The sequence below is a fragment of the Paraburkholderia sp. BL18I3N2 genome (assembly GCF_003001875.1).
GTDB lineage: Bacteria > Pseudomonadota > Gammaproteobacteria > Burkholderiales > Burkholderiaceae > Paraburkholderia > Paraburkholderia phytofirmans.
The window spans coordinates 53,535-80,146 of sequence record NZ_PVNC01000020.1 but is presented as its reverse complement, the minus strand read 5'-3'; the positions used below and the strand labels follow the sequence as shown (position 1 = coordinate 80,146).

Here is a 26,612-nt window from a genome sequence, read left to right as displayed (position 1 = left end):
TAGCTCAGGTAACGTTATCTTCAGCGACCGTGTCAGAAGATCGCGTGTACCTTACGATTATATCTTGGTCTACCCGACCTATCTGGCGACAAAGTAATCTCTGACACCGGCGACAAGAGAGGCCATCGACGCATTGGGGTCCATGAAAGCGACCATAACGTACTTCAGCCGCCACGCTGGATCAGTGCGCTGAAGATTCACGCATCGTACAGAGGGCAATGGTCAAACATGCCGCCGTAGAGCCGCTACAGCTTATCAAGGGATCCGCACCGTCGGAAACCGGACGGCCGAGGTGGTCGTAACGGCGAATTTGCTGATTCAATCAGCAGGATCCGACACCATCAACGCTGACAAGGTTCGCTATACGCTAGGCTGCCGACCTTGGGCGCGAGCACCGTCAATGTCAGCAAAGGCCGATGAAGCAACATCCGTCCTCGCGAATTGAATGAGCGCTTGCTGGATGCATACGACGTCCGAACGTCTGAGCAACGGTGCGGGCGCATGACGCTTCATGGGCCCCGCTGAGACAGATGATGACGGACGGAGCTCGCCCCTCTTCTACCGTTCGTGACCGACTACGTGAAGGATTTTTTCTTCTCGATCAGAGAGGGGGCCTTCCCGGACGGACTTTTTCTAATGGACTACCTCGACCAGCGCTCCCCCGTCGTGCACGCGGAGCACATTTCCTTCGGGCGTCATTATTCGGGGAAGGTCTGTCGCGCGCGGCGTCGCAGTTTTGCCAGACCCATTCCCCACGCGTTTGTTCGGCAAGGACTTCGTTACCGGATCGGCGACCCGGCGCGGTGTAGCTTTCGATACGTGATGTGAGAGCACCGCAACCTTGCCCGGTCTCGGCTTGCCCTTCCCGGACGGCTGCATCCGCGCTTCAGGCGGGTTCCAGATTTCAACGTAGCGTTCTCCTGCGACTGCGGTCGAAGCAACAGCAAGCAGTATTGCCCCCACACTCAAAGATCGAAACATAACCTCTCCGTATGCTCTCGTGCCGTTCACGCCCGGCACGATTTTGCGGTGCCGACACATGAACCGTCGCAGCCAGCGCAGTAGTGACGGTCTCGCACCGCCCCGTCAACACGCCAGACGTTGTCTTGCGTTGGCGCAGGGGTGCCAATAGTGCGGCCATTTTCGCACGCGTAAAACGTCGGTTCTCCCGCCCTGCTTCGGCGGATGGCTTCATCGATTTCCGGCTCGCCGAACGCTGCTTTCATCCGGCAACAAACGCCGCAATTTCCGGCATGGGATGGCCGACAGTCTTGCGAGCGCGTATGTTCATCTGGGCTCCCTCGAAAAAAGTGCCTGTTCGCCGCTACGGATTTCCGTGTAGGATACTGTACATATATACAGGCATTTGCGCAATCCAATGACCGCCCCATCACCCATCCCGGAAGCAATTCACCCGTCCCTGTGGCGGGCATCGCAGCTTGCGCGCGGCCGGGGCAGGACGGTCGATACCGGCTACCCGGCCCTTTCAGCCGAGCTGCCCGGCGGCGGATGGCCGATTGGCGCGCTCATTGACCTGCTGGTCCAGCAGGCCGGCGTGGGAGAGATGCGGTTGCTTCGACCGGCGCTCAGCACACTGGGCAAACGGCCAGTTGCAATGGTTCAGCCGCCGCACGTTCCGAACGGACCCGGTCTCGAGTACATCGGTCTTTGGCCGGAACAGCTGCTGCAGATCCGCGCCGCAAAGACCGCCGACGCATTGTGGTCAGCCGAGCAGATTCTGCGTGCCGGAAGCTGCGGTGCGCTCCTGTTCTGGACGCAGTACGTCCAGAGGTCTTCGCTGCGGCGGCTACATCTGGTCGCCCAGTCTTCCGAGACGCTTTTTTTCATGGTTCGCCCACTGGCGGCCGCGCAGGATGCGTCCCCCGCCGTTTTACGACTGGCGCTAAGGCCAGAGCGCGACGGCCTGACCGTCGATATTGCGAAGCGACGAGGTCCAGCACGCGCAGACCCTCTGTCGATCCCCCTTCAACCCACCCCTGTTCTGTTTTCGCACCATGCGCGTATTTCTCGCCGTCCACTTGCCCCGGTTGCAGCTCGAGGTCTTCCGGCCACGGTGGCTGCCTGAGCCTGCGCACGGCTGCGTGGTCCTCGATCGCGACAAGGTGCTCGTTGCCGACGGGGTGGCGAGGTCAGCGGGCGTGCGGGTCGGCATGAAACGCGGCGGAGTGCTGACGCTTGCGCCGGAAGTTGCGCTGCACGAGCGCGATCCGAGCCGGGAATACGCCGCACAACGCGAGGTCGCTGTTGCGCTCATGCAATTTTCGCCAGATGTCGCCCTGCTCGACGAGGCTGTCGTGGTTGTCGACATCGGCGCGAGCCTGCGTCTGTTCGGCGGTCTGCTTGCGGTGTGCCGCCAAGCCAAAGCGATCCTCGATGCGATCGGGCTGACCGCACGCATCAGCGCGGCACCGACCGGGCAAGGTGCATGGTTGCTCGCGAAGCACCGCAACCGGCGCGTCCTCAAGATCAACTCGCTTGAGCGGCAACTATCCGCATTGTCATTGCTGTCAGTGCCGGAAACACGGCCGTTCGCGGACTGGTTCACGGGACTTGGCTGCGAAACGATTGCCGATGTGCGACGGCTTCCGCGTGCCGGACTGCAACGCCGTTGCGGCGAGCACCTCCTTGATTCGCTGGACCGCGCTTTCGGCACGGCACCTGAACTCTTTGACTGGCTGGAACTGCCGCCGACGTTCTCTGCCCGGATTGAAATGCCCGACCGCATCGAACATGCGGAAGCGGCGCTCTTTGGCGCGCATCGCCTCATCGTCCAGCTATGTGGCTGGCTGTGCGCAAAACAGCTGGCGCTGACAGGCGCAACCCTCCTGCTGGAGCACGAGCGCGGCAGACAGGCGATTGAGCCGACGCCAATCGAAATCGCGCTGGGCGAGCCGACCTGGCGCGAGGACCATCTTGTCCGGCTCATCAGCGAGCGCCTTGGACGGATCGAACTGACCGCGCCAGTCATAGCACTGCGGCTCGATGCGGCCAATGTGCAACCTGCGGCGCCCGCATCGGACACGCTGTTTCCGGAACCTGGCGGCTCAGCTGAGGATCATGCGCGTCTGGTCGAATTGCTGGTTGCACGGCTCGGTGAAGAAAACGTACTCCGCCCTGCCCCAACCGCGGATTACCGGCCTGAGATTGCCAATCGGTGGGTGCCTGTCGCCAGCGCATCGAAAGGCACAGTGCTGCCTGAAGGGCTTCCGCGACCCACATGGCTTCTGGCAAAACCGGTGCGTCTTTTCATGCGTAAACACCGGCCGTTTTATGGCTCGCCACTGCGCATGGTGTCGCCGGGCGAACGCATCGAGGCTGGGTGGTTTGATGGCGAACTGGTGACCCGGGACTACTTCGTCGCCCAGGGCGAAGACCAGAGCTGCGTCTGGATATACCGCGAGCGAGTCAGCAGTCGCGACGCGGAAGAAGACCAGCGGTGGTTCCTGCATGGCCTGTTCGGATGACACGCCATGGACTCCACCTTTTCCACCCTGCCGGCGTATGCCGAGCTGTTCTGCTTTTCCAACTTCACTTTTCTGCACGGCGCTTCCCATGCGGAAGAACTGGCTGAGCGCGCGGAGCAGCTGGGCTATTCAGCACTGGCCATCACGGACGAGTGCTCACTGGCCGGCGTCGTGCGCGCACACGTTGCAACGAAGGAGGCCAGGCTGCCATTTATCGTGGGGTCCTACTTCCATCTGGCGAACGCTGACGGATCGCCCGCGTTCGGGCTGATTCTCCTCGCGAGAAACCGCGAAGGATACGGCAACCTGTCTGAACTGATTACGCTCGCCCGTACCCGCGCACCGAAGGGCGAATACCGCCTGACGCCGCAGGACCTCTCGCGACCCGACAGGGAAAACCGACACCTGCGCGGCCTGCCCGACTGCCTGGCCATTCTTGTACCGGACTTTCCGGCGAAAGAAGACGTGCTGGCGGCGCAGGTCGAATGGCTCGATGAGACATTCACGGGCCGCGCCTGGGTGGGACTTGTGCTGCACCAGCGTGCGATGGATGACATCCACCGCGGCTCGGTCGAGTTTGTCTCGCGGAATCACGACGTCCCGGTTGTCGCGCTTGGCAACGTCGTCATGCATGTGCGCTCGCGCAAGCCGCTGCAGGACACCATGACCGCTATCCGCGTTCGCAGGCCCGTGCATGAGTGCGGCTATGACCTGACACAGAATGCCGAGCAGCACCTGCGTTCCAGACTGCGGCTCGCTAACCTGTACCCCGACGACGCACTTGCCGCAACCATAGATATTGCAGGCCGCTGTACTTTTTCACTGGATGAACTGCGCTACGAGTATCCCGACGAACTCGTTCCAACCGGATTCACCCCCGCCGCCTATCTGCGGCAGGAAACGTACATTGGCGCACAACGACGCTTTCCGTCCGGTATTCCGCATAAGGTGCAGGAACAGATTGAGCATGAACTGGAGTTGATAGCGGAGCTGCAATACGAGCCGTACTTTCTCACGGTGTACGACATCGTGCGCTTTGCACGTAGCCAGCACATCCTCTGCCAGGGGCGAGGCTCCGCGGCCAACTCTGCCGTCTGCTATTGCCTCGGCGTAACCGAGGTGGACCCGGCTCGCGGCAACATGCTTTTTGAGCGTTTCATCTCGAAGGAGCGCGGCGAGCCGCCGGACATCGATGTCGACTTTGAGCACCAGCGTCGCGAAGAGGTCATCCAGTACATCTATCGCAAGTATGGCCGCGACCGCGCAGCAATCGCGGCGGCAGTCTCGACATACCGACCGCGCGGTGCGCTGCGTGAAACCGGCAAGGCGCTCGGCGTTGATCCCCAGATCGTTGACGTCGTCGCAAAGTCGCACCACTGGTTTGATACGAGTCAGGATCTGCTTGCGCGATTCAGGGAATCCGGCCTCGACCCGGAAAAACCGCTTATTCAGGCATGGGCGAAGCTCGCATCGCAACTGCTTGGCTTCCCGCGACACCTCTCCCAGCACTCGGGTGGCTTTGTCATCAGTCGCGGCAAGCTGACGCGTCTCGTGCCTGTCGAGAATGCCGCCATGGAGGACAGGTCTGTCATCGAGTGGGACAAGGACGACCTCGAGGCGCTCGGCCTCCTGAAAATCGACGTCCTCGCACTCGGTATGCTCTCGGCTATCCGCCGAACGCTTGATATTGTGTCGGAGCAGCGTGGCGAGCGATTCGAAATGCAGGACATCCCGGCGGAGGACCCTGCGACCTACGACATGATTTCGGCTGCAGATACAGTCGGTGTGTTCCAGATCGAATCGCGTGCCCAGATGAGCATGCTGCCGCGGATGCAGCCCCGGACGTTCTACGATCTCGTGATCGAGGTGGCAATCGTCCGCCCGGGTCCGATTCAGGGTGGCGCCGTGCATCCCTACCTGCAGCGGCGCCAGGGATTCGAGCCCGTCTCCTATCCCAGTGACGCACTGAAAACCGCACTTGGACGAACCCTGGGCGTGCCGATCTTTCAGGAGCAGGTGATGCAGGTCGCGATTCTTGCGGCCGGCTTTACCGCCGGTGAAGCTGACCAGCTGCGTCGGGCGATGGCGGCCTGGAAACGTAAAGGCGGACTGGAAAAATACTACGACCGGATCGTTCATGGCATGCAGGAGCGCGGCTACGATCTCGCCTTCGCCGAATCCATCTTCGAACAGATCAAGGGCTTTGGCGAATACGGTTTTCCGGAAAGTCACGCGGCCAGTTTTGCGTTGCTTGTGTACGCGAGTAGCTGGTTGAAGTGCCACGAGCCGGGGGCGTTTCTGGCGGCGATGCTGAATTCACAGCCGATGGGTTTTTACTCGCCGTCGCAGCTCGTGCAGGACGCACAACGGCACGGCGTCAAAGTCCTGCCCGTCGACGTAACAGTCAGTAGCTGGGACTCCGCACTGGTCAACCTGCCAGGCGCCGGAAGGCCGGCCGTCCGGCTCGGCATGTCGCTACTGCGAGGCATGAAAGACGGCGCTGCGGAACGCATCGGGAACGCGCGCGCGGTGCGGCCATTTGAAAGCGTCAACGACCTTGCCCGCCGCGCGCAACTGGACCGCAAGGATCTTCATGTGCTGGCAGATGCCAACGCTTTCGCCTTCCTCGCCGGTAATCGCCGTGAAGCGCTGTGGCAGTCCGTTGCGGCGGTACCAGATAAGGACATGCTCGCGACAGCAGCCGTTCAGGACGAGACGCCAGCGCTCGGTGCACCAACTGAGGCCAACGACATCGTTGCTGATTACCGTTCAGTCGGCCTGACGCTGGGCCGACACCCCCTTGAACTGCTCCGCCCGCAACTGCTCGCCAACAGGCTGATGCCGGCGTCGACGCTGCGCACCTCTCGCGATGGGCAACTCACGCGTGGCTGCGGGCTCGTCACCGTGCGTCAGCGTCCGGGCACGGCCAAGGGCGTGATGTTCGTGACGCTCGAGGACGAGACCGGCAACGTGAATGTCATCGTGTGGCCCAGTCTGCTTGAGAAGCAGAGAAAGGAATCGCTCGGCGCATCGCTACTCGCCGTGTATGGAACGTGGCAATGCCAGGGTGAGGTTCGACATCTGGTTGCGCAGCGCCTTGTCGATATGTCTCACCTGCTTGGCGGCCTGATTACTGCCAGCAGAAACTTCTGCTAAGGGGATTGGGGAAGTGCGTATCATGACAGCATGAAACGGAGGCACCATGTGCTACTCGGCTCAGATCCAGGCGGACTATCGAAAATTTGTGCGCACCTTCGGCGCCCTGATGGACATCCACGAGTTCGCGCGTCTGTTTTTCGAGCGTGCCGAGGGCATCAGCAAGGCAAAAATACCGAAGGCCATGGAAGACGCTTTCGCCGAACCACAGAATGAAGCAGAGCGCGAAATCAACGCGCTCATCAGCCGCTTCAATTCGGCACAGGCGACGAAGCTTGAGCAGGACCTGTTCAAGCAGCGTAAGCGGCTCGCAGACGCGGAACGGTCACTCCAGACAAAGACAACGAAAGCAGCCACCGAAAGTCAGCGCATCGCGACCGATAAGATTACCTGGGCACGAGGCAAGCTTGACGACTTGCAGCGAACCGAGCCGAAGCCGCGGGATTCGCGGATTTTCCCCGGACATTACGCGCCCGTGATGGTCATCGAAGACGGGCAACGCATCGTGAAGCCAATGCGTTATCAATGTCGCATTGCTGGCAAACCGGCGGTCTACGATGTCAGATACCCCGGCACATACAACGCCCGACGCGACAATCTGGAAGGATTCTGGCGACCCTGTTTCGGATACACGCATGGGGTAATGCTGGTCGACGTCTTTTATGAAAATGTGAGCAAGGCGAAGTTTGAGGGCACTCTGTCCGAGACACACGACCAGGCCGAAAACATCGTCCTGGAATTTCGTCCGGACAACGGCCAGCTTATGCATGTCGCCTGTCTGTGGTCTCGGTGGAGCGCACCGGGTGAGCCAGATTTGCTATCTTTTGCGGCCATAACCGACGAGCCGCCGCCAGAGGTCGCGGCGGCGGGTCATGACCGCTGCATTGTTCCGATAAAGCCTGAGAGGATCGATGCATGGCTGAGTCCGAACGCATCGGACCTCGAGGCGATGTACGCGATACTTGACGACAGGGAACATCCGTATTACGAGCATCGACTTGCGGCATAGCCATGGGCCAGGCGAACGTCGGTGGTGGGGGACGATGCGTGCGTCCGTGGTCGCGGCATTGGCGGCAATGGCGTCGTAGTTGTCGCGTACTGAATTACTGACGCACCCCCACGCACCGAGGCGCCTGCTCTCTCTCAGGCACTTTGCATTTCAGCGCCAGGTCGCGGAACGCCTCACTTGCGCTAGACTGGCTTGAGGAACCGGAAGGAGGAATGGATGATACGCAGGACGCTCAATGCCTCGCAGCTTCAGCAGGAGGTCAACCGGCGAATCCATCGACTGCAGGAAATCGTCGAGGATGGCGTGAAGATTCATGTGCCGCGGCCGCAGTTGCAAGAGGCTGACAAGACAGGCTGCAACTGGAACATGACCCACTTCGGCAACGCGGTCGGCTTCGAGCGCGACATCGAGGGCGTGCTCAAGGGCGTGCGCGCGGAATACAACCTCAATACCGAAGTGAAAGATACCGGCAACCCGTTTGCAGACTAACCGCGAAAGACAAAGATTCCCTGCTCGTTCTTGATGGCGTGGGTACTAGTGGTGCGCATATCTCAAATGGTCTACCTGCGACGTCCCTATCGCAGATATTCTTCTCTTGAACCTATGCGGTCTACATTCATATGGAAAGGATGACCGGATTTGCGGCCCGCGACAACGGCGATCTGTGGTCGGGGGTAGACTCGGTAGCCGATGAGACCGGGGATAGCCCTGTCGCTTCAAAATGTACGACCCGGATCCGGTCGGCACGAACGGGCGTCGTGCACCGGCCGGTTGGCTACATCGTCGACCCACACCAGACGGTCAGCGGAGGCTGCCCGGATGACAGAAAAACCTCACTCAGAGCGACCTTGCCACTGTGAGCTTCACAGTCGAAGCAGACGGTGTATGTCGTGGAAGTGAATGTCGCTAAAACGACCAGCGCCATCCACCGCATAGTCCAAAAAAGCTTAATGTGCGCAAATTTCCGAATCTTGAGACGACCCCAAGTACGTAAGCGACGAGCGAACATCGCCAAACGGCCCTGCTGCCGCCGGGCGCGCTATTAGGGGTTCAACGGCAGGTCACGGAGTGGCCCGGTCATCCAAGCCGGCTTCTCGGGGACAGCACTTCGGCCTTGGACGACGTTCAGGTGAAAGTAATCCTGTGCCACCACGCCGGCATATCGTCGCGTTGAGCAAGAACGACCCCCTTTTTCACAACCGCAACGGGATGATGCGTGCGACCTCCACCGTCACGTTCGCCCGTGTTATCAAAAAACATCGCTAGCGGCGCGATTTGCAAGGCCTTACCGGCGTTCTCGAAGACGCGCGGAAATCGCGCTTGCTGGACATCGATCGGTACATCATGGCCGCCTGCTGAGACACGCGTGCGCACACGCTGTTCCGCAAGATTAATGTCATCAAGCCCAACGAATAGCATCACCACGAAATAGCCTGCATCGACCCCGCGCGAAAGCTCTGCCAGCTTGTACCCTTGCGTGTCAGAAAAGACGGTCTCGTATACGAAGTGCCATTGCATTCCAACTGACGCGGTCAGCATCAATGCGCGCCGCTTAGTTGCCTCTGCTTGAGCAAGACGAGCTGTCTCTGGGGTCTGAGGGGCAGCTGGATTTTCCTGTGCGGCTTCATTCAATTCGCGTTCGATCTCGTCAGCGTTGATGTATTCAGCCTGCCATGCACCCTCCAGCATTGGTTCGAGCACCTCACGCCAAAGCGTGGTCTTACCTGCCCCATTCGGACCGGCAATCATGACCATCAATGGCTTATCTTCTGCGCTGGTGTGGAGCTCGTCCAGGAAGAAGTTTAAAAGCTCGTCACCACTCAATCGAGATTCATCCCAAATTTGTTTGAGTTCTTTCGAAGGTTTTCGATCCCTTTCTTGAGAGCAGTACGTCGTTCTGCCTGATGTTGTTGCACGCGCGTGCTCGGTGCTGTTGCCTTCGCGAGGAGCTCATACGCTCGTGCAAATTCATATGGACTCAGATCCTCCTGGCAAAGCATCTGGAAGATTGTAGTGTCTTGGCCAGGAATTGGTTCAACGAGATATTTCCCACTCAATGGAGTGTACTCGCGCCACTGCTGTGCGAGTTTGTGAAGACTCCACAAGCGGTTCCGGTTGGATTGATTGAGCTTCTCTAGCAATTCTGTACGCATCCAGGCGTACACAGTAATACGTTCAATGTGCAGAACTTGCGCGAGTTGCGTGACATTCAAACCAAATGCTTCACGTAGCTCGTCCACCATCCTCGCGGGCGTCGTCAGTGACGGTTCTGACTGGTGACTGTCGGAGCCGAGCTTGAACGGCAGAGGTATTGCAGCATTGATAGCTGTACCTCGGTATTGCGCAGGTTTCTCAAAGCAGATCGTGACAGTGGTCAGTGCCGTTCCAACGTCGACTGCAATTGCAGTTACATGACATACCGAAGTAGCACCAGATTTGCGCCACATTGCTTCCGGACCAATCATCCTGGCCAACTTCGCATCGCGCTCCGTAGCGTAGATCATGAGGTTCTTCCTTCAACGTTTGTTGGATTCCATTCCTCTGCAGCTAAAGGAGTAATCATCGCGCGGAACGCGGCAGACACATCGGTGTGCATTTGAGTAAATAGCTTGTCGAGCGCCGCACGGTCCACAGAAAGTTCATTGCCATCAATCCATCGATCACTGTCAATTACTCCGCACTCTGCATGTACAACGCTAGGTGATTCCTGACGTGGGGTAAGCATACCCTGCAAATCCATCGGAAGCGACGGAACCCCAAATCCCCTCATGAACTGTAGGCGCAATCGGCCTTGTGGGTAGGCAACATCCATCATTGAAACATTCAGGTCCGGGCCGCGTAGCGCACCTGGTAATGCCGGTACCCCAGCAAGGTTCCATGGGGCCTTTACGTATTCTTCTGGTTTACGGCCTAGCTGCGGAATAATGAAATCAACGTACCGCAGGCCGAGTCGCATCACTGACGTGACGTCGACATCAGTAAGCGCATCTGTAATTTCGAGCCATTCACTCCTGAACTGACGTGAATCGACGTAAGACGTCACCGCGTAGGTGAGCGAGCCCTGCTGGATTCGCACCATTGCATCCACGTCATTGTTCACGAGGTCATAGATCACCAATGGGACCGCTCTCTGCGGACTCGGCGCTGGAGCATCCAACGTGATTTCAAAGTTCAGAGCGCTTGTCTGGTTGATAGTCGGAAATTTTGATCCGGCCCTTTTTATGATCGCGTCACGCAATTGCTCTGGGGTTGCCGATGCGTTCGGCAGAAAACGAATCTGGGCGAGTACAAAAACCAAGGGCGCGGACGCCCATTGCCCTATCCGGCGGGCGGTGTCGCTTTTCAAGCGGCCTCCTTCTTTGTCGTCCACGAAAATCATTTTACACGACACTTTACACCTTACACACAATCTGACACACTGCATATGTCTTACACGAAATCTAACACTTACACTCAGCCGGGAGTGTGTCATGTCTCACACAGACGACCACAAGCCGAAGTTCATCCTCAATCTCCACGAGGTTGAGCACCCCCACCACGAGCTCAGCTACGCCGAACTCGTCTTCCTCGCCTACCCGCAGGACCCGCCTGCTGATACGTCGGACATTATTTACACGATCACGATCGAGTACATGGAAGGCGAAATCATTTCGTTTGCGCGTGGCGATAAACCCGTGGCTATCAAACAAGGGATGGTGTGCAATGTCCGCAAAACCGGCCGTTCTTGAGTCCACGCTTGCCCCGTTCGTCGCGGCGGGGCTGCGTGTATCGGTGCAAGGTTCTTACCTGCTTCTGCATGACGTGCCTGTCGTTGACGATCAGCGACAGTTGCGGCTCGGAACTCTCATCGCGACGCTCGTCTACACCGATAGTCAGGTAACGCCGCCTGCCACACATCAGGTGTGGTTCGACGGCCCGTTTCCTTGCTTCGCAAGTGGCGCTCCGCTCGAGCAGTTGCGGCATTCGGAGGTCGCGGGGGGATTAGTCGCGCCCGAGGTTCCGGCCAAATACTTCTTCTCTAACAAGAATGAAGGTTGGACCGGATATGCGACACACTTTGACCAGCTGATGCATTACTGGCGGATCATCACGGATCAGGCGCGCGTGATTGATCCTCAATGCACCCAGCCGTTAGCGGCAGGGTCGGTGCAGGTGGAAGCTCGAAAGGATCCTTTCCGGTATCCGGACGCCTCTTCGAGGCCAAACTCCGCATTGCCATCGTCGGCATGGGCGGAACTGGATCTTATGTACTTGACCAGGTGGCGAAGACACCCGTTAACGAAATTCACCTGTTCGATGGCGACGTGTTCGAAGTACACAATGCGTTTCGCGCACCTTCAGCAGCATGTGAAGCTGATTTCGGGAAGATGAAGGTCGCGCATTTTCGCGACATGTACGATGCGATGCACACCGGCATCGTCGCTCATCCTGCATACATAACCGAGGCTAACGTTGGCTTGCTGGCTCAATTCGACTTCGTCTTTGTATGCATCGACAAAGGGCCGGCACGCAAATTAGTTTGCGCCCATCTCATTGACTGCGGCGTGACCTTTATCGACTGCGGGATGGATATGTCCCTCTCGAAGAAGGAACAGATCTACGGAACTTGCCGCGTTACCATGGCCAGCCCGACCATGCGTAAGCATTTTTTCGAACGCGCTCCGACGATGGAAGACGCCGGCGATGCGCTCTACGACCAGAACATTCAGATCGCCGATGCAAACGCACTTAACGCTATCTTGGCCGTCATGCGGTGGAAGCAACATTTCGGCTTCTACGCAATGAATTGGGATTGGCATCAGCTCGAGTTCGTTACGAACACAATGGCACTCGCACGAAGCGAAAAATCGGAAGACCAGAATGCGACTCCACCAGATCACGCCTGAGCTAGTTGAGCTGGCGCCCCGCGATCTCCAGCCCGGGCGACTTTATATCAGCAACAAATATCGTGCGGCAGTTCACTTATGTTGCTGCGGGTGTGGGGAAAAAGTTGTTACTCCGCTCTCGGCCGCCGAGTGGCAAGCTGAAGTCTCACACGGGTACGCGACGTTGCATCCGTCGATCGGAAACGGAGCGATGACCTGCATGTCGCACTACGTCATACGCAACAACCGTGTGGTCTGGTGCACGCCGTTATCGAAGATGCAGGCTAAAACTGTATTCGCGCGCGACCAGCGCGATCTTCACACGCTACATCGTTCTGCGGACAGCGTTGCTTACACCCGCGACGTAGCACCCTCTACAGAATTGCCGAAAATACTAAAGGTCAACCGGTGGGGACGCTTGCGGGCGATCTGGCGTTGGCTGACCTCCTGAATTTTTGAAGTATGCCGAGGTCATTAGGACAACGGTTGTATCCGCCATTTGCTTATCCCGCACTTCCAGAGCAGCGGTCGTGACTGAAGGCAGCTTATTCAGAGGAAGGGCAGCATCGCTTCCACCCGACGACGGACTGGTTCGCTGCCCCCTGATCTTTGTCAGTCAGTTTGCTTATCGCCAACCCAAGCGTGCGTTACGACAGCGACCCTCGTGGTAATTCAAAACTGAAAAGGTCAGCCGCCCGAGAGGCGTCGCCCACGACTACGACCGACTTGCTACCCTTAAGTCCGGGCCGTTTCACCGCTATCTCCTCCCGAAAGAAGTTTCGGAAGGTGATCACGTTGTCCTTCCCCTTGTAGCACGTCTCTTTGGAATTCTTCAGTGATTCAGGCACAACCAGGCAGATGTCCTGTCGTCCCATGTCATCAATTGCCTCGGAAGATACACGATCGTCGACTGTCGCGAGAAACAGCGCAGCGTTGAACTTCTCGAGCGTGACCTGTTTCCAGCGTTCCCGCAACGTGGTTTTCGCCGACAACACGGCTGCCTCGTCAAATTTGCGCTCAAGCGACTGGAGAGTTACGAGCGATGGCAGCACGAAGTCTGGCCGGCGCCCTCCGGTCACTGCCTGCTCGTCGAATGGAATACTCCCGTCACGGAGCACTCTCGCAATATGTTGCTCAAACGATCGGCCGGCGCGAGACTTGCGATGCTGGCTTGCACTCAGGAACGTGGCGTCCAGCAGGGGAAAACCGCGGACGACCGCAGTTACAATGTCCTGCCCTTCCGAGGTGACGATGCGAAGGACTTCAGCGGCGCGATGGCGCAACTCGGCCCGTTTGTACAGTGTGTACTCGATATCGCGACTGATCTTCATGATCGCATCGCCAGGATTCTCGATGGCATAAGGATCGAGACTCTGGAGGCCATGTTCGGCGATGAAGATCTGCTGAGCCCCCTCAGCCAGTACGGAAGGCGCGGGCAACCTGGACACCGACGCGATGAACTCGGGAAGGCGCCCTTCGTTGAAGAACCGCGATAGCTCTTCAATCAGTGCTTCGGTTTCGTCCTTCGGCGGCGTCAACGCCTGACGTGGATCGAACAGGCCGAAATGAAAGTCGGCACCCAGATCAAATGCGGATTCGAGAAGTTCCGCGTCTTCACCGCCCGAGTCGATTGTCATCAAACAGTAGCGGCACCCGCTCACTTCCTCCGTCAGCTTGCCGACCATGAGAAGCGATGCAGGTGTCAGCCCGGCAAACTCACTTTTCGGCACGCCGGTCAGATGCATCTCATGACCTTTGTTCGAATAGTGCTTCAGGTTGGATGACTTTATCTCGCCCGTGTCAGGCCACAACGTGCGGACGGCCGCCTCGAAGATATGCGGCTTGCCCGTGTTGACGTTTGCCAGATTGGGGAAAAAGCCGGCTTCGCGAATCTCTCCGGGAATGTAGGGCCCGTTCTGATGACCTTTCGTGCGGTCATCAGCCCAACCGCAGTCGTTTCGCGAGAGTTTCTTGATGAACAAAACCGAACTTCGGCTGATCCACTTCTGGATTTCCGGCCAATTGCCAGCGATCGCCATATCGCGCCCCGTCTCTCAGTTTTTCTCTGTATGGTGCATTCACAGGGAGCGCGAAGCTGCGCGCCCCCTTGACGCTCATGTTTTTCAGACTGTCCGGTCCCTGGAGTCTAGGCCGCGACCATGATTTCACGCGGCGCTGACGGGCGCGACGATAGACGTTTCGCTTCAAGGATCCTCGACCTCATCAGCTTGGCGACAGCAGCAAACACCGGCACGATCACGGAGTTACCAAACTGCTTGTAAGCCTGCGTATCTGACACAGGAATCCTGAAACTGCCCTCTCCCGGACCGTCGTATCCCATCAACCTTGCACATTCACGGGGCGTGAGACGTCGGGGACGGTTACGCAGGTTGTCCGGGTGGAAAAAGTCCTTTCGCGGAGAGAAACCTCTGTCGATCAGGATTTCCGATCCATCCTTGTAGTAACGCGCAGACAGGGTCCTCGTGACATCGGAGCCAGTTACGAGACCGTAGCCAAATCCGTTGCCCTTCGCCTTGTGCTTGATCGAATAGTTGAAGAGGTACTCCCATAGCTTGGGCGTCAGGACGTACTTGTCCTCCACAGCAGGTTCCAGGAGTTCGGCAAGCGACGGCCGTTTCTTCGGAAACTGCTTGCGGATATCGCTAAGTGTGAACCCGTCGTGTACATCGAGATCTTTCCGGAATCCAACCAGCACGATACGTTCACGATGCTGCGGCACAAAGTGCGCACCGTCGACAATCTTTGGATCAGTCGCGCCAGATGCATCGACATCCGCGATCCAGTATCCGAGTTCAAGTAGCGTATCAACGATGATCTCGAACGTCCGCCCCTTGTCGTGACTCTTCAGGTTCTTCACATTTTCGAGCACGAATGCGGCAGGTTGCTTCGCGGCGATGATCCGCGCGACATCAAAGAACAGGGTGCCCTGCGTTTTGCATTCGAAACCATGAACGCGGCCGAGCGCATTCTTTTTCGAAACGCCGGCGATGGAAAAAGGTTGGCACGGAAAGCCCGCAAGCAGCACGTCGTGATCAGGAATCTCCGCGTCAATGTTCTGGTACGCCTGACGCTCGGAGATATCTTCCCGGTCGCTCAGCGTGATCTTGCGAATGTCATCGTTGAACCTGTGATGGGCCGGGTCGCAGTAGTAGTTCGCCTTGTAGGTCCGGACCGCTGGCTCATTCCACTCGCTCGTGAAAACGCACCGGCCTCCCGAACGCTCGAACCCGCGCCGGATTCCTCCGATCCCGGCGAAGAGGTCAATAAAGTCGAAATCGGCTTTCTGGCTCTTCGGCGGTTTTGGAAGCAGATCCTGCAACGCGCAGTATTCAGCGTGACTGAGCCGCATCGACGCCTTGCCGTTCACCCATCGGTTGATCGTTTCCCGGCACCACGAACCCTCGCCTCCCATGTTGAGGTATTCGGCGAGGTATTTCTGGTCGTAAATTTCCAGGGCCTTTTTAACCAGAGCGAGTTCGTTGTTTGTTTTTTGCATATCCGTGGTGCGGGGTGAATTGCGTGACATCCTATCACTCGTTTGACCCAGCGAGCGAGCATATTTACTTCGCTGTTGCCGCCGTCCAAAGAGACAGTTGTCGACCGCCAGGCGGATCGTTGCGATCTGTCCACCGTCATCCGCCGCTTAGCGTCGTTCAGGACCGGGCGTTAAAGACACGAACGGACGAGATGGGTATGATCGATTTCCAAAACGGTCCGTGCCTTCCGCGCTGCTGTCGCACGTCCTCGCGCTCTTGCCTGACATTCATCGTTGCGACCTTGCGTCGCGTTGAGTCGCCAGCATGCGACGGTACTGGTCGTTCTCGAGCAGCAGATGATCGATGCGCTCGCGCAACTGCGTCACCTGACGTCGCAGCGCCTCCGCTTCGGACGAGGCCTGTAAGCGGACCGCGTCGTTCTGCGCTTTCAGGAAGCGCTCGGTACCCTGTAGCTGGTCCGCTACCTTTGCGAGCGCCGCACTACCCGAACCGGCATTTGTAATCGCCTGATGCAACTCATCCAGCAGTCCGGCGATCCGCGTTTCCGCGATCGACGCGCGCATCTCGGCCTGACCGAGATCGCGGCGCAAGCGCGCGTTGTCCTGCTCGAGGCGACCAACACGCGCGTGCGCATCGGCCAGTGACGCCTCTGCGAGCTGTAAGCGCAGGCCCGGTTCGGTTCGCGGGGACGCAGTGTCCTCCCGGACAGTATCCAGCCGTTCCATCTGGGTGGCCAGCCGTGCGCTCATCTGCGCCATCAGCGGCGCGATTGCATCCCGCATGACCGGTTCCAGCGACCGGCGCACCATGTGCGTGTCAGGCATCGCGGAGTTAGCGTCACCCGTCTGCCCGACATGGATCGGAGCGAGCGCCTGGGCACGTGCGATCGCCTTCTGGATAGTCGTCGTGCTCGGACGTCGCGTGACGCCCGTCACCGCCGACAGATCCCGCAGCAGGCGCGCGTATGTTGTCGCGCCATACAGGCGCCCGGTCACCGCACGCACGTCGTCAACCAGGCTATCCAGGAAGCGTGCGTTGTCCAGCGGAAAATCCCGGTCGCGGGCAACGATCGCGCCCAGGATCTCACGCAGTTGCGGGTCGGGCCAGTTCAGGCGGGGGCGCGACACGTTCTACTCCGCTAGACCGGGTGCGGTGAGCTCACCGGGCTCGGACAGCCGGCGGCCATTGATTACCAGCCCCGCGTCCACCGGCACTGCGGGAAAACGGGCGAGCTCAGGCCACTCGTCGAGCCTCACCCAGAGATCCCCGCCTGCGCGCTGGTTCGCGCCAACGATTTGAAGGCAACGCACCGCTTCAGCGGCGGGATTGAACACACGCGCGGTCAGCCGCGCATCATAGTCACCGGCCATCAATTGCAGGCGCGCACCAGCAGGCGCGCCGTCGGATGCCGTCCACCCCGCGTACGCACCGTGTCTGACATGAATCCTGTAGGTCAGATAGTCGAGCCGTGCGAACCCGTTCGCGTCGAGGAGACTTTCGTCCAGCTCGAGAGCGGTATCGAGCAGCGGCGCTTGGCCGCTGCGCTCGATCGCGGCGCGGGTCGCATAGTGCGGCTGCGCGCCGCGCCGGTTTGTTGCGGGCTGGCCCGGTACCCGGTATTGATAAACGGTTGTGATCGCCATACTGCCTTTCCTTGCAAAATTCATCAGTGCGCGTGCGCCTGCGGCCGCGGCTCGTTGATATCACCCTTCATGGAGCGCCGGTGATCGGCCCTGAGGTGCACCCCGAGTGTCTCAATCCTGGTCGCATAGGCGGCCTGGATTGCGGCGCGCAGCCGCTCGCTGATCCAGGTGCGGGCGAGCCACGCCAGTGCTCCGCGCAATGTCGCACTTACGCTGGCGGACGACCGCGCCGTCATCGTCAGATCGCTCATGTGCGGCCCCTTCCCCCATTCGCCATCTCGCCGGTCACTGTCGCGCGGTCGAACAGATGGAGCACCGCTCGCGCCACCTGCTGTGAGATCAGCGCGAGATTCTCGTCCGGCCGGCTGCGCTGTTCGACCTGCAGTTTGGGATGAATCAGGTTACGCGACGTGCGCAACGCGTCGGCGTGTCTGCGCAGGGACGGGTCGATGTAATCCAGTTCGCCGGCCACCTTGATGAGATCGACCAGCGACCATTCGGCCACCGGCTGTTTCTCGCCGCGCCTTCTCGGATCCCGCGGTGCGGCCTTGGCCGTCATCGCGGCGACTTGATTGCGCCCCAGCCATGCGTGCAGCACCGCCTCGATGATTGCGCCGTACAGCGCAGTCGCGGCCAGCCACGCCCGGGCGCCTTGGCACCGCGCCGCTTCGTCCCAGAAAAACCGCAAGGTGTCGGCTTCCGCAGGCGCGAGCCCCAGCTCCTCGAACGGCGGCCACTCGGGCTCCACGGGCGCCAGAATGGTCGCCGGCGGACGCAGGCCGAGCCGCGGTATCACATCGTGCGCATATTGGCGACGCCCGTCCGCGGTCAGCATGAGCCGGAACGGCCAACCAAGCAGGTCATGGTCATTACGGCGGACCAGGCCGCGAGCGATCAGCGCACCAAGCGTGGCATCGCAAACCGTTTCACCGAGGCGAAACAGGTAGATGCCAAGGGCGGCCTCGACGAGGCCGCCACTCGCCAGCGGGTCGCGCTCGTCCCCGCCGCTGCCGATCACCGCGATGATCAGGTCCTCGGCCGAGGCGGTTTGCGACACAAGCGCCGGATGACGCCGCCCGCGTTGCTGCCAGCGCATCTCGCGGGCGATCTGCCCGGCACGGGTCGATTCCCAGTACTCCTGGACATCGCCGCCGAAACCCTCCCGCCGCTGTGCGAAACCGTCGGCCGCCAGGCTCAGGAGCGCCGCGATGACCGCCGCCGGCTCGAACGGCCACGTCGCCTCGACCTCGCGGATGCCTTCGAGCACAACTCCGCTCCCTATGTTGCCGGCGGTGAACATTTCATGCTCGTGCGATGAAGCAAAAGTAGCAGCGTTTGGGAAGTAAAAGTCCCAACACCCAATTTGACAACCAAAGACGGCGGCGCCAGGCGGCGGCCTTGGGTGCACCGGCGTGAAGGCAGCGAAAGTTGTAGAAGTCAGCCGGTCGCGGATCGTCGGCCGGCGCCCTCGATGAGTTGCCACGGAGATTCCCGTCACCATGCGTCTCGTCCATCAGCTTTGGAGCCGTTCCTGGACCTGTCGGTCGGGCGGCGCTCGCTAGCCGGTCACCGCACCCAACATGGATCCCTTGCACCGCTTCGTCGCACAGTGGCACGCGTAGTCGGCGACCAGTTCGGGAGTGATCGCTTCATCGAGCGTGAGCCCATAGGCGATAAACAACTCGTCTCCGGGCAGCACGTCCCGGATCGTCTCGATAAAAACGCGCCCCCGCTCATCCTCGATCGCCTCACAGTTCGGCCTGCACGAATGGTTCAGCCAGCGGGCACTGTTGCCACCCATGCTGCCGTCAATTACGCGTCCGTCAGCAAGGCCGAAGAGAAACGTGTGCCCGGGCGTTCCAGAACGCTTGTGCCTGGCAGCGGCCCGCCGCCAGGAGGTGACTTCACCGCGATATTCAAGGATCCGCGCGCCAGCGGTGATAGCCTGCAGCGCGAACACGCCCCGCCCATGAACTGAAGATTTTCTGACCGCCACACGCCGCACTTCCGGACTCCTGGTTCGTTGATGGCAGCGAGCATAGCGGGCGCTGCGTGGCACCGCAACTGCCCTGTGTCATTCAGAACAGTGTGGTCTGACGGGGGTCCCGTGGTGGCGGGCGGGAAACGGCAGTACGGCCAGGTCGACGGTTGCGGCCACGACGATTCCGCACCCGCTGCAGGTGGGCCAGCATCAGGCAGCCCGCTATCCCATCATGAAACGCAACGCAAACAGACCGGTTTCGCCGTGCGCACACGGTCTGGTCGCGCAAAACGACAGTCGCAGACCCCGCGACTTCGCGCGCGCAATCATCTGCGTGCGGCTCATACCGTGCCAGCAGTCAGCGATGAACGCCTTCACCGTCTCGGGCAACGACTCATGCGCGATGCCGGCGGGGAGCGTCAGCCCGGTGAGCAGATAGATATCAGCCATGCAGCGACTTTCCGGAATGCAGTGATCTCTGTTTATACCGCTTTTTTTCGACGTATCCCCGGTTTGGCCTGTTTGGCCGTGCCCGCCGCGCGCGGCGGGCGGGTCGCACGCCGTGCGTTCCCGCCCCTGGAAGGAACAGCGGACCGGTGCGCGTCTCTCGCATCCGCTTGTGCATCCCGTGTCGCGATGAGCTCCGTCTGCAGGCGCGTGTTCTCCGCTTGAACCGCATCGAGCCGCCCCTGTAGTACGCCCGTCTGATGACGCGCGTCGCCCAGTTGCGATTGCAACGTGTCAACTGCCCGGCGGTGGTCCGCATCCTTGCGGTCCGCGCGGCGCGCGGCTTCGTCGACCTCTTTCTGCAGCTTCGCCGCATGCCCCCGCTCGCGGTCAATCTCCAGCAAGGCGCGTTTCTCGGACGCCCTGAGCCGATCCCCGGCCCGTTCGGCTGCTTCGCGCTGCTTTTCCAGATCCCGCGAAAAGCCTTCCCTCACTTCCACGAGTTCGCGATCGCGCCCAGCCAGCGCGTCCCTGAGTCGCGCGAGCTCCGCTTCGAATGACTGTCGCTGCGCGTGGCCTTCAGCGTGTGCCTTTTCCAGCTCCCGGACCTCGACCTGCGCGGCCAGCAGCGCCGCGGTGCGCTGTTCGAGCGCGGTCTCGGTGCGACCCAGCTCGTCGCGGGCGACGACGACCGACTGTTGCGCCTCGACGCGTTGTGCTTCGAGTTCTTCGCGCAACGCACCGAGCGCGGCCTCCGCTGACACGCTCGCGCGCTGCCAGAGCGTGGCGACCAGTTCGCCGGCGGCCGCCCCGAGATCGGCGGGCAGGTCGGGATGGTCGATGCGTACGCGGCTTTTTTCGCGCAGCTCGGCCCAGAATTCACCGAGGACCTGGGTCGGCGTGCTCATGCTGCCCCGCTTCACCAGCTGGTAGAGGCGGTTCGCGGTCGGCGTGATGCCGAAGCGGAAGAACAGCAGCGCGCAGACCTCGCGGTACAGCTCGCGGGTTTTCGGGAACGCCACCTTCAGGCGGTCGATCTCGGCGGCCAGCGCGGCGTCGGGGGACAGGAGGTCACTCATGAGGATTTTGACGGGGTGGTTTCTGTCTATATTACTACGTAAACCGATGCAGATCTAACGCCCTCTTCCTGTAATTTTGACATTATTACTATAATGTTGATAAGTGCGCGAGTTGCGCGACAACCGTCGCGTGACACCCTGAGCCAGATCCGCCGCGTGCCCGACCATGAAAACTGCTCTGACCGCCCTGCGTCCGATCGATGCACTGGAACTATCCGCCGAGCTCGATGGGGCGGCACGGCACCAACCGCGCGAATGGCCAGATGCAGGTCGCCGCTAATACGGATCTCGACGCAATCCGCGCATGGCCCGCTTCATCGATACGAAGACGACGTTCGACAACTACCGCAAGGAAGCCGAACGGCTGCTGCTGTGGTCCACCCTGCAGATGGCGAAACCGCTCTCCTCGCTCACGCACGAGGACCTCCTTGTCTACCAGCACTTTCTCGCCGATCCGCAACCTGCCGCGCGGTGGACCGCGGATGGCGGCCGTTCTATGGCCCCCTGTCGGAATCAAGCCAGCGGCAGGCGATGGTGATCCTCAACGTCATGTTTGCGTGGCTGGTGCAGGCGGCGTATCTGGCCGGCAATCCCTTGTCGCTGTCGCGCCAGCGCGCACGACGGGCCCGGCCACACATCGTCCGGTATCTGTCGCCCGAACTGTGGCTCGAAGTCAAAACGTTCATCCAGGGCATGCCCAGTGAGACCCGTCGCGAGCGCGAACATCACGCACGCGTGCGCTGGCTTTTTACGCTGCTTTATCTGGGTGGCCTGCGGATCACGGAGGTGGGCACGAATACGATGGGTCGCTTCTTTCGTCGTCCTGACAAGAACGGCAAGGATCGCTGGTGGCTCGAAGTGATGGGCAAAGGTGGCAAGGAACGGCTGGTGCCCGCCACCACGGAAATGATGACGGAGCTTGGCGCGTACCGGCGAACCCGCGGGTTGCCAGCACTCCCCTCGCCGGGCGAGGACACGCCGCTCGTGCTGCCGGTCGGCCAGTCACGCAAACCGCTCACGCGCGCCGCTTTGCACCGGATTGTGAAGGACGTCTTCAGCGGTGCAGCCGAAGCATTGCGTGCACGCGGCGAAGACCATGCGCAGCGCGCAGACCGCCTCGAGCAGGCATCGGCGCACTGGCTACGTCATAGTGCAGGGTCACATATGGCGGATCAGCAGGTCGATCTGCAACTCGTGCGCGATAATCTCGGGCATGGGTCACTGACGACAACCAGTCAGTATCTGCACATGGACGATGATCGCCGGCATCGCGAAACCGACGAGAAACACCGGATCGACTGGTAACGCTCGACGCGACCCGGACGATAACGGTCGAGGGCGTGTGGAAACTGTTTTCTTATCGCTCAACACAAGCCCACCGGCCTGATCGATCGAGTTTGATAGATCGGGCGCACGCTAACGTAACGTATTGAGCGCAACAAAGCCCCTCGGGGCCTTAGCTTTCAGCCATCCTCATCGCCTTTATCGCCCCGTCAACCCCAAGTATATTCATGACGCGCTTCAGGTTGTAGGCCAGTACCTGAAGACTCATTTCAGTGCTCACCCTTCCGAGCGTCCGGGTCAGGAAGTGCGTGGCGCCCATCCAGTGCTTGAGCGTACCGAATACGTGCTCAACGGTACTTCTGCGGATGATCATTGCATCTGGCTTCCGCTCAAGCCGACGCTGCATGGCTTCCAGCACGTGTTCGTGTTCCCACCGTCGGATTCGACGATAGTCGCTGGGAGAACATCTCTCCTTGAGATGGCAACGCGGGCAGGCACTGGGCCAGTAGACCTGCAGAGTCATGTCATGCTCAACAGTCGTGAATCGACGAATTGCACGCTCGCCTGCGGGGCATTGATATTCATCGCTCCTCGCAACGTAGACGAAGTCTCGCTTGGTAAAGAGCCCCTTCTTCCCTTGATGCGGAAGTGAGCGGTTTAGGGACATACGTTTTGATGCCGGCAAGCTCGCACGCACGGATATCCGGGCCGCTGTAGTAGCCCCGATCAGCCAGGACTTTCAGCTTCGCCTTACCCATCGTGTTCTTCGTCGATAAAGCCATCCTGCTGAGTTGCCCGTGATCGCTTCCGATATTCATCACCTCGTGCTCAACAATCAGGTGATGTTTCGTGTCCACGGCGGCCTGAACGTTGTAGCCGACCGTTCCGGTTCTTTTGCCACCGCTGGTCATGGAACGAGAATCCGGGTCGGTAAGCGACAGCTGTCCGTCCGGTTCTTTCTTCAGCTGCGCTTTGATTTGCTCGATCTCACGCATCCGCTGGCGCAACAGAGCGATCTTCTCGTACAGGCGCACGGTCTTCACATCGAAACCTGTCGGACTGGTCCGGTCTGCGGTTTCAATCATGTCGAGATATCGCTGAACGCTTTCCTCAATCTGCTGCTGACGCTTGTCGATCTTGCCTGCCGTGTAGTTCCTGTCACGGCTGTTCACAGCCTTGAACTTGCTGCCGTCGATGGCCACCATGTCACTGGATAGCAGCTTCAACCCGCGACACAGTTCGACGAAACGGCGGCACACGTCGCGAATGGCTGGGCCGTTGTCGCGACGAGAGTCGGCGATCGTCTTGAAGTCTGGTGCCAGACGTCCTGTCAGCCACATCAGTTCGACATTACGCTGGCATTCGCGCTCAAGACGCCGGCTCGAAGGTACACGGTTCAGATACCCGTAGATATATAGATCTTGAGCATCACGCCAGGATGATAGGGCGGGCGGCCCGTGAGCGCCGGCGTGGTGCCGCTGAAACCAAGTTCCGCAGGGTCCAGTTCGTCGACGAAGGCATCGATGACCCTGACCGGATTGTCCTGTCCGATGTAGTCATCGACGGATTCGGGAAGTAGTGCGACCTGCTTGCGGTCATCGCCTTCAACGAATCGCTTCATGAGTCACCTGATCTCAGTGCGTTGATTCAGTTTAGGCGATCATTGCGTTTTCACACGCCCTCGGCCAGAGGGCGATTCCGGCGCCACTATCCCGCTCCCCCGGCCGGCGACAACTCAACGTTTGATCAGGAAATCGTCGGCCGTGAGTCTGACCACTTCGCCCGGATGCAGACGGACTTTTCTTTCGGCGACCGCGACAATGCGACGCCGTCCGTCAGCAAAAGCCTTGAGCATGCGGACCTGGTCAGCACCGGCGGGTAACCAGAATTGCGCTTCGAGCGCTTCCCGCGTGATCGCACAGGCAACCTCGCTGCGCTGACCTGCCAGGCGAAATGAGATTTCGCGTCGGTCCGCCGTCACGGCTGGCATCAACTCAATAAGGTCCATGATTAGCTCCCAAATCCAGCTGCGACCTTGCAACCTGCTGTCCCTTTTCCCGGAATGTAGCAGAACAGGCGGCGAACATGTGCCGCGCAGGCGCCCTGCCGTGTAGCCCGCTGCGGGCCTGATGGAAAACTGTAGTGGTCAAGCCTCTTTGGACACCAACAAAGGGGTTTTTCAATAAATCGAAGTTTCGTACCGCAATGGCGGCAGATTGTTTGCCGCCGAATGAATGCGCCGGTAGTTGTAGAAGTCTGCGATGCCGCCCTTGACCTGTTCGTCCACCGGACTGCAATGGTGCGAAGGATGTCTTCCGCACGTATCGCTAGTCTTAGGGGTTGTTCAATAACGAAGAAGCCGGTCGACCGCGTGTTGATCGGGTCGGCCCGACGCCGTCGTCATCGGTGGCAGCGTGCACAAACCTCATAGAAGCGCTCAAGGCTCGCAGCAAAGGACGAAACCGGCTCCCGATAGTATCCGTCCTCGGTGGCATACGCGCCGATCTGGAATAGCGCCTCATACTTCTGCTGTCGAGGATCTACTAACGCCTGATCGCCTCGCGGGCACTCGGAAACGTACCGCCCACCGTCGGTAAACTCCCACGTACTGGGTGGCTGACTCTCGTGCGGCAATCCGTCCTCGTCGTTGCATTCGAGGCAGGAAATAGAAATGGCGGGGTTTTCACAAAAAATAACTCCTGGGGCGGTGGTGTTAGCGTAGCTGACCGGAGAAGGGCTTGAAACAAAGAAGAAAGACTTTTCCGTCAAAAAAGAGGCCCGCCTTACGAGGTCGGCGGGCCGAAAATTCGAGGGATGGAGTTCGCCCTGAGAGATGCGGTCCCTCGAATGGCGTCGGAGAGTGTAACCAGCCGAATCCCAGTTTTCCTCCACCCGGCCGAATAGTTCCACCACTTGACGGAACCGCACAAGAAAAAGCCCACCGACGCGAGCTGGCGGGCTGAAAAGACAATTACATAGACCTGATGCCGAAGCCTGATGCAGCAATGGCCGCTCGCAATCTGGCCGTCGCTTTCGAGCATTACAACGAAAGGCATCCGCATAGCGCGCTGCGATACCGCTCGCCATGCGAGTTCCGGCGCAGGACCGATTCATCGACCTTGGTCTGAGGTGGTGCGCGGTATTACAGGGGCGACTCCAATCAGCTTCAGAGACCTGGTATGTTTAGACCGGTCTAGTCTGGCTACGCCCTTTTTCGTGTCCCCTTCGGTCAAGAGCATGACCGCAGCCGCCGCATGCGTCCGCCGCCAGCTCCGAACGACTAAGCTTAGCTTCGGTCGTTGGAGGCTCGCCTATCTCAAGCCAAGCCCACCCTCAATCTTTCAGCCTACTGATCCCTCGGGCGGCAGATTCTTCCTCGTGGACACCTTCAATATCGCGCGTTATGGATCACGTCAGGGACTACTCGTGTGAGGATCGGGAAACGCCGCAGATACCGTCGCTCCAGAAGCTAAATGACAGCCCCGCGCATGCTCCGGTCCATCCACGATGGTAGCCGCGGTCCACCGCCGTGGACGAAATAAAATTCCGCTACCGACGGACAATCACTTGACGTTTGCGAGGAAATCATGCCGTTACCAAAGGTAGACAATTTCATCAAAAACCAGCGAAACGGCGTCACATACAACATCTGCGCCTATCGCAAACTTTCAGCTGAAGAGATGACGCGCGCAATGCAAGTCTTCATTCAGCAACAAGGTGAGCGTCAATCGAAGCAAGGATCAGTCGTCAAGATCTTCTCGCTGGTCGGTCTTTTCGACCATTAGTCGTGGTGAAGCCCCAGACGCAAGTTAGCGGAAGTCGGGCAGAACGAGCGGCCGGTTGTGCCGCTAACTGTCAAAGCACCTGAGCGTCGCATGATGATGCATCGTTTTTGCCCATCCAATCAGGCTCCGACTGCATCTGAACGTACGGCGCCCGCTAGTCGAGCATTGAAAGAAGATCTGCAATGCTCGTGTCAGGCAATCGCTTGGCAAGCATGTCCCAAAAGATCACAGCGTGCATCGCGCTGGCATCTTCGGCCGTTTTCCACTCGCGCGCTCCGACGATAGAATCGGCCGTTTCGCGAGCGGCGGAAACAATTGTCTGAATGTCTTGTTTGTACATGAACTTGTTAACGTTCGTGC

The 26,612-nt window shown here is 59.6% G+C and carries 24 protein-coding genes and 4 pseudogenes; 12 read left to right on the top strand and 16 right to left on the bottom strand.

What is annotated here, in order from left to right:
- Nucleotides 1-1,007: 1,007 nt before the first annotated feature.
- Nucleotides 1,008-1,291, bottom strand: a pseudogene (locus B0G75_RS41585) (hypothetical protein).
- Nucleotides 1,292-1,378: 87 nt separating this feature from the next.
- Here B0G75_RS41585 and imuA point away from each other — a divergent pair.
- The 5 genes from imuA (at nucleotide 1,379) to B0G75_RS33410 (ending at nucleotide 8,139) form a co-directional block, all read left to right on the top strand.
- A complete protein-coding gene (gene imuA, locus B0G75_RS33430; RefSeq protein ID WP_106285621.1) occupies nucleotides 1,379-2,086 on the top strand; it encodes a translesion DNA synthesis-associated protein ImuA in 708 nt (235 codons plus the stop codon).
- Complete coding sequence (locus B0G75_RS33425) at nucleotides 2,016-3,485, top strand: DNA polymerase Y family protein (RefSeq protein WP_181196715.1); 1,470 nt, start codon at nucleotides 2,016-2,018, stop codon at nucleotides 3,483-3,485. Before imuA ends, B0G75_RS33425 begins: the two co-directional genes overlap by 71 nt.
- Before the next feature lie 6 nt (nucleotides 3,486-3,491).
- The gene (locus B0G75_RS33420) at nucleotides 3,492-6,641 is read left to right on the top strand and encodes an error-prone DNA polymerase (protein ID WP_106285619.1); all 3,150 of its coding nucleotides are present in this window, start codon (nucleotides 3,492-3,494) and stop codon (nucleotides 6,639-6,641) included.
- Between the two features lie 46 nt (nucleotides 6,642-6,687).
- The gene (locus B0G75_RS33415; RefSeq protein ID WP_106285618.1) at nucleotides 6,688-7,650 is read left to right on the top strand and encodes an SOS response-associated peptidase family protein; all 963 of its coding nucleotides are present in this window, start codon (nucleotides 6,688-6,690) and stop codon (nucleotides 7,648-7,650) included.
- Nucleotides 7,651-7,866: 216 nt separating this feature from the next.
- Nucleotides 7,867-8,139, top strand: a complete 273-nt coding sequence (locus B0G75_RS33410) for a hypothetical protein (protein ID WP_106285617.1) — start codon at nucleotides 7,867-7,869, stop codon at nucleotides 8,137-8,139.
- Nucleotides 8,140-8,775: 636 nt separating this feature from the next.
- On the opposite strand, the gene B0G75_RS33405 is transcribed toward B0G75_RS33410, so the two are convergent.
- Genes B0G75_RS33405 through B0G75_RS33395 form a run of 3 tightly spaced genes read right to left on the bottom strand, consistent with a single transcriptional unit; the run spans nucleotide 8,776 to nucleotide 10,996 of the window.
- On the bottom strand, nucleotides 8,776-9,474 hold the full coding sequence (locus tag B0G75_RS33405; protein ID WP_106285616.1) for a zeta toxin family protein: 699 nt from the start codon (nucleotides 9,472-9,474) through the stop codon (nucleotides 8,776-8,778).
- The gene (locus tag B0G75_RS40900) at nucleotides 9,471-10,154 is read right to left on the bottom strand and encodes a hypothetical protein (protein WP_181196714.1); all 684 of its coding nucleotides are present in this window, start codon (nucleotides 10,152-10,154) and stop codon (nucleotides 9,471-9,473) included. The genes B0G75_RS33405 and B0G75_RS40900 overlap by 4 nt, the downstream gene beginning before the upstream one ends.
- Entirely contained in the window at nucleotides 10,151-10,996 is an 846-nt protein-coding gene (locus B0G75_RS33395) for a TIGR04255 family protein (protein WP_175164847.1), read from the bottom strand. The genes B0G75_RS40900 and B0G75_RS33395 overlap by 4 nt, the downstream gene beginning before the upstream one ends.
- Before the next feature lie 124 nt (nucleotides 10,997-11,120).
- Between B0G75_RS33395 and B0G75_RS33390 the strand changes: the two genes are divergently transcribed.
- Genes B0G75_RS33390 through B0G75_RS41055 form a run of 4 tightly spaced genes read left to right on the top strand, consistent with a single transcriptional unit; the run spans nucleotide 11,121 to nucleotide 12,966 of the window.
- Nucleotides 11,121-11,378, top strand: a complete 258-nt coding sequence (locus B0G75_RS33390) for a hypothetical protein (RefSeq protein ID WP_106285614.1) — start codon at nucleotides 11,121-11,123, stop codon at nucleotides 11,376-11,378.
- Nucleotides 11,353-12,021 carry a DUF6791 domain-containing protein gene (locus tag B0G75_RS41580; protein ID WP_258194822.1) on the top strand — a complete coding sequence of 223 codons (669 nt, stop codon included), beginning with the start codon at nucleotides 11,353-11,355 and terminating at the stop codon, nucleotides 12,019-12,021. Before B0G75_RS33390 ends, B0G75_RS41580 begins: the two co-directional genes overlap by 26 nt.
- Nucleotides 11,910-12,536: a ThiF family adenylyltransferase gene (locus B0G75_RS41575; RefSeq protein ID WP_258194821.1), complete on the top strand. Its 627-nt coding sequence runs from the start codon at nucleotides 11,910-11,912 to the stop codon at nucleotides 12,534-12,536. Before B0G75_RS41580 ends, B0G75_RS41575 begins: the two co-directional genes overlap by 112 nt.
- The gene (locus B0G75_RS41055; protein WP_219907310.1) at nucleotides 12,511-12,966 is read left to right on the top strand and encodes a DUF6527 family protein; all 456 of its coding nucleotides are present in this window, start codon (nucleotides 12,511-12,513) and stop codon (nucleotides 12,964-12,966) included. The genes B0G75_RS41575 and B0G75_RS41055 overlap by 26 nt, the downstream gene beginning before the upstream one ends.
- Nucleotides 12,967-13,162: 196 nt before the next feature.
- On the opposite strand, the gene B0G75_RS33375 is transcribed toward B0G75_RS41055, so the two are convergent.
- The 9 genes from B0G75_RS33375 to B0G75_RS33335 all read right to left on the bottom strand — a co-directional run bounded on the left by B0G75_RS33375 (nucleotide 13,163) and on the right by B0G75_RS33335 (nucleotide 21,183).
- Complete coding sequence (locus B0G75_RS33375) at nucleotides 13,163-14,554, bottom strand: type II restriction endonuclease (protein ID WP_106285612.1); 1,392 nt, start codon at nucleotides 14,552-14,554, stop codon at nucleotides 13,163-13,165.
- A gap of 107 nt (nucleotides 14,555-14,661) precedes the next feature.
- On the bottom strand, nucleotides 14,662-16,062 hold the full coding sequence (dcm, locus tag B0G75_RS33370) for a DNA (cytosine-5-)-methyltransferase (protein WP_258194819.1): 1,401 nt from the start codon (nucleotides 16,060-16,062) through the stop codon (nucleotides 14,662-14,664).
- A 237-nt stretch (nucleotides 16,063-16,299) separates the two neighbouring features.
- Nucleotides 16,300-17,160, bottom strand: a complete 861-nt coding sequence (locus B0G75_RS33365) for a hypothetical protein (RefSeq protein ID WP_106285611.1) — start codon at nucleotides 17,158-17,160, stop codon at nucleotides 16,300-16,302.
- A 3-nt stretch (nucleotides 17,161-17,163) separates the two neighbouring features.
- Complete coding sequence (locus B0G75_RS33360; protein WP_106285610.1) at nucleotides 17,164-17,676, bottom strand: hypothetical protein; 513 nt, start codon at nucleotides 17,674-17,676, stop codon at nucleotides 17,164-17,166.
- 23 nt (nucleotides 17,677-17,699) lie between these two features.
- Nucleotides 17,700-17,927, bottom strand: a complete 228-nt coding sequence (locus tag B0G75_RS33355) for a CRISPR-associated protein Cas5 (RefSeq protein ID WP_106285609.1) — start codon at nucleotides 17,925-17,927, stop codon at nucleotides 17,700-17,702.
- Nucleotides 17,924-18,943: a hypothetical protein gene (locus B0G75_RS33350; RefSeq protein WP_146142563.1), complete on the bottom strand. Its 1,020-nt coding sequence runs from the start codon at nucleotides 18,941-18,943 to the stop codon at nucleotides 17,924-17,926. Before B0G75_RS33350 ends, B0G75_RS33355 begins: the two co-directional genes overlap by 4 nt.
- 291 nt (nucleotides 18,944-19,234) lie before the next feature.
- Nucleotides 19,235-19,681 carry an SET domain-containing protein gene (locus B0G75_RS33345; protein WP_106285607.1) on the bottom strand — a complete coding sequence of 149 codons (447 nt, stop codon included), beginning with the start codon at nucleotides 19,679-19,681 and terminating at the stop codon, nucleotides 19,235-19,237.
- Between the two features lie 198 nt (nucleotides 19,682-19,879).
- Nucleotides 19,880-20,107: a hypothetical protein gene (locus tag B0G75_RS41570; protein WP_258194107.1), complete on the bottom strand. Its 228-nt coding sequence runs from the start codon at nucleotides 20,105-20,107 to the stop codon at nucleotides 19,880-19,882.
- 32 nt (nucleotides 20,108-20,139) lie between these two features.
- Nucleotides 20,140-21,183 (bottom strand): DNA-binding protein, encoded by a 1,044-nt coding sequence (locus tag B0G75_RS33335; RefSeq protein ID WP_106314159.1) that lies wholly within the window; start codon nucleotides 21,181-21,183, stop codon nucleotides 20,140-20,142.
- A 166-nt stretch (nucleotides 21,184-21,349) separates the two neighbouring features.
- Here B0G75_RS33335 and B0G75_RS33330 point away from each other — a divergent pair.
- Nucleotides 21,350-22,488: pseudogene (locus B0G75_RS33330) on the top strand (tyrosine-type recombinase/integrase).
- Between the two features lie 151 nt (nucleotides 22,489-22,639).
- Here B0G75_RS33330 and B0G75_RS33325 read toward each other — a convergent pair.
- Both B0G75_RS33325 and B0G75_RS33320 read right to left on the bottom strand, forming a co-directional pair.
- Nucleotides 22,640-24,088: pseudogene (locus B0G75_RS33325) on the bottom strand (IS1182 family transposase).
- Between the two features lie 114 nt (nucleotides 24,089-24,202).
- Nucleotides 24,203-24,508: a DUF1488 family protein gene (locus B0G75_RS33320; RefSeq protein WP_308705942.1), complete on the bottom strand. Its 306-nt coding sequence runs from the start codon at nucleotides 24,506-24,508 to the stop codon at nucleotides 24,203-24,205.
- Nucleotides 24,509-25,430: 922 nt separating this feature from the next.
- Here B0G75_RS33320 and B0G75_RS33310 point away from each other — a divergent pair.
- Both B0G75_RS33310 and B0G75_RS33305 read left to right on the top strand, forming a co-directional pair.
- Nucleotides 25,431-25,595: pseudogene (locus B0G75_RS33310) on the top strand (integrase core domain-containing protein); the annotation flags it as partial.
- A gap of 459 nt (nucleotides 25,596-26,054) precedes the next feature.
- A complete protein-coding gene (locus tag B0G75_RS33305; RefSeq protein WP_106285603.1) occupies nucleotides 26,055-26,252 on the top strand; it encodes a hypothetical protein in 198 nt (65 codons plus the stop codon).
- Between the two features lie 154 nt (nucleotides 26,253-26,406).
- Here B0G75_RS33305 and B0G75_RS33300 read toward each other — a convergent pair whose 3' ends face one another.
- Entirely contained in the window at nucleotides 26,407-26,592 is a 186-nt protein-coding gene (locus B0G75_RS33300) for a hypothetical protein (protein ID WP_106285662.1), read from the bottom strand.
- Between the last annotated feature and the right edge of the window lie 20 nt (nucleotides 26,593-26,612).

Excerpts from the sequence above, each read along its gene's own strand:
- imuA (WP_106285621.1), top strand. The coding sequence starts at position 1,379 with ATGACCGCCCCATCACCCATCCCGGAAGCAATTCACCCGTCCCTGTGG.
- B0G75_RS33425 (WP_181196715.1), top strand. The coding sequence starts at position 2,016 with ATGCGCGTATTTCTCGCCGTCCACTTGCCCCGGTTGCAGCTCGAGGTC.
- B0G75_RS33420 (WP_106285619.1), top strand. The coding sequence starts at position 3,492 with ATGGACTCCACCTTTTCCACCCTGCCGGCGTATGCCGAGCTGTTCTGC.
- B0G75_RS33415 (WP_106285618.1), top strand. The coding sequence starts at position 6,688 with ATGTGCTACTCGGCTCAGATCCAGGCGGACTATCGAAAATTTGTGCGC.
- B0G75_RS33410 (WP_106285617.1), top strand. The coding sequence starts at position 7,867 with ATGATACGCAGGACGCTCAATGCCTCGCAGCTTCAGCAGGAGGTCAAC.
- B0G75_RS40900 (WP_181196714.1), bottom strand. The coding sequence starts at position 10,154 with ATGATCTACGCTACGGAGCGCGATGCGAAGTTGGCCAGGATGATTGGT.
- B0G75_RS33390 (WP_106285614.1), top strand. The coding sequence starts at position 11,121 with ATGTCTCACACAGACGACCACAAGCCGAAGTTCATCCTCAATCTCCAC.
- B0G75_RS41580 (WP_258194822.1), top strand. The coding sequence starts at position 11,353 with ATGTCCGCAAAACCGGCCGTTCTTGAGTCCACGCTTGCCCCGTTCGTC.
- B0G75_RS41055 (WP_219907310.1), top strand. The coding sequence starts at position 12,511 with ATGCGACTCCACCAGATCACGCCTGAGCTAGTTGAGCTGGCGCCCCGC.
- B0G75_RS33375 (WP_106285612.1), bottom strand. The coding sequence starts at position 14,554 with ATGGCGATCGCTGGCAATTGGCCGGAAATCCAGAAGTGGATCAGCCGA.
- dcm (WP_258194819.1), bottom strand. The coding sequence starts at position 16,062 with ATGTCACGCAATTCACCCCGCACCACGGATATGCAAAAAACAAACAAC.
- B0G75_RS33360 (WP_106285610.1), bottom strand. The coding sequence starts at position 17,676 with ATGGCGATCACAACCGTTTATCAATACCGGGTACCGGGCCAGCCCGCA.
- B0G75_RS33355 (WP_106285609.1), bottom strand. The coding sequence starts at position 17,927 with ATGAGCGATCTGACGATGACGGCGCGGTCGTCCGCCAGCGTAAGTGCG.
- B0G75_RS41570 (WP_258194107.1), bottom strand. The coding sequence starts at position 20,107 with ATGGCTGATATCTATCTGCTCACCGGGCTGACGCTCCCCGCCGGCATC.
- B0G75_RS33335 (WP_106314159.1), bottom strand. The coding sequence starts at position 21,183 with ATGAGTGACCTCCTGTCCCCCGACGCCGCGCTGGCCGCCGAGATCGAC.
- B0G75_RS33305 (WP_106285603.1), top strand. The coding sequence starts at position 26,055 with ATGCCGTTACCAAAGGTAGACAATTTCATCAAAAACCAGCGAAACGGC.
- B0G75_RS33300 (WP_106285662.1), bottom strand. The coding sequence starts at position 26,592 with ATGTACAAACAAGACATTCAGACAATTGTTTCCGCCGCTCGCGAAACG.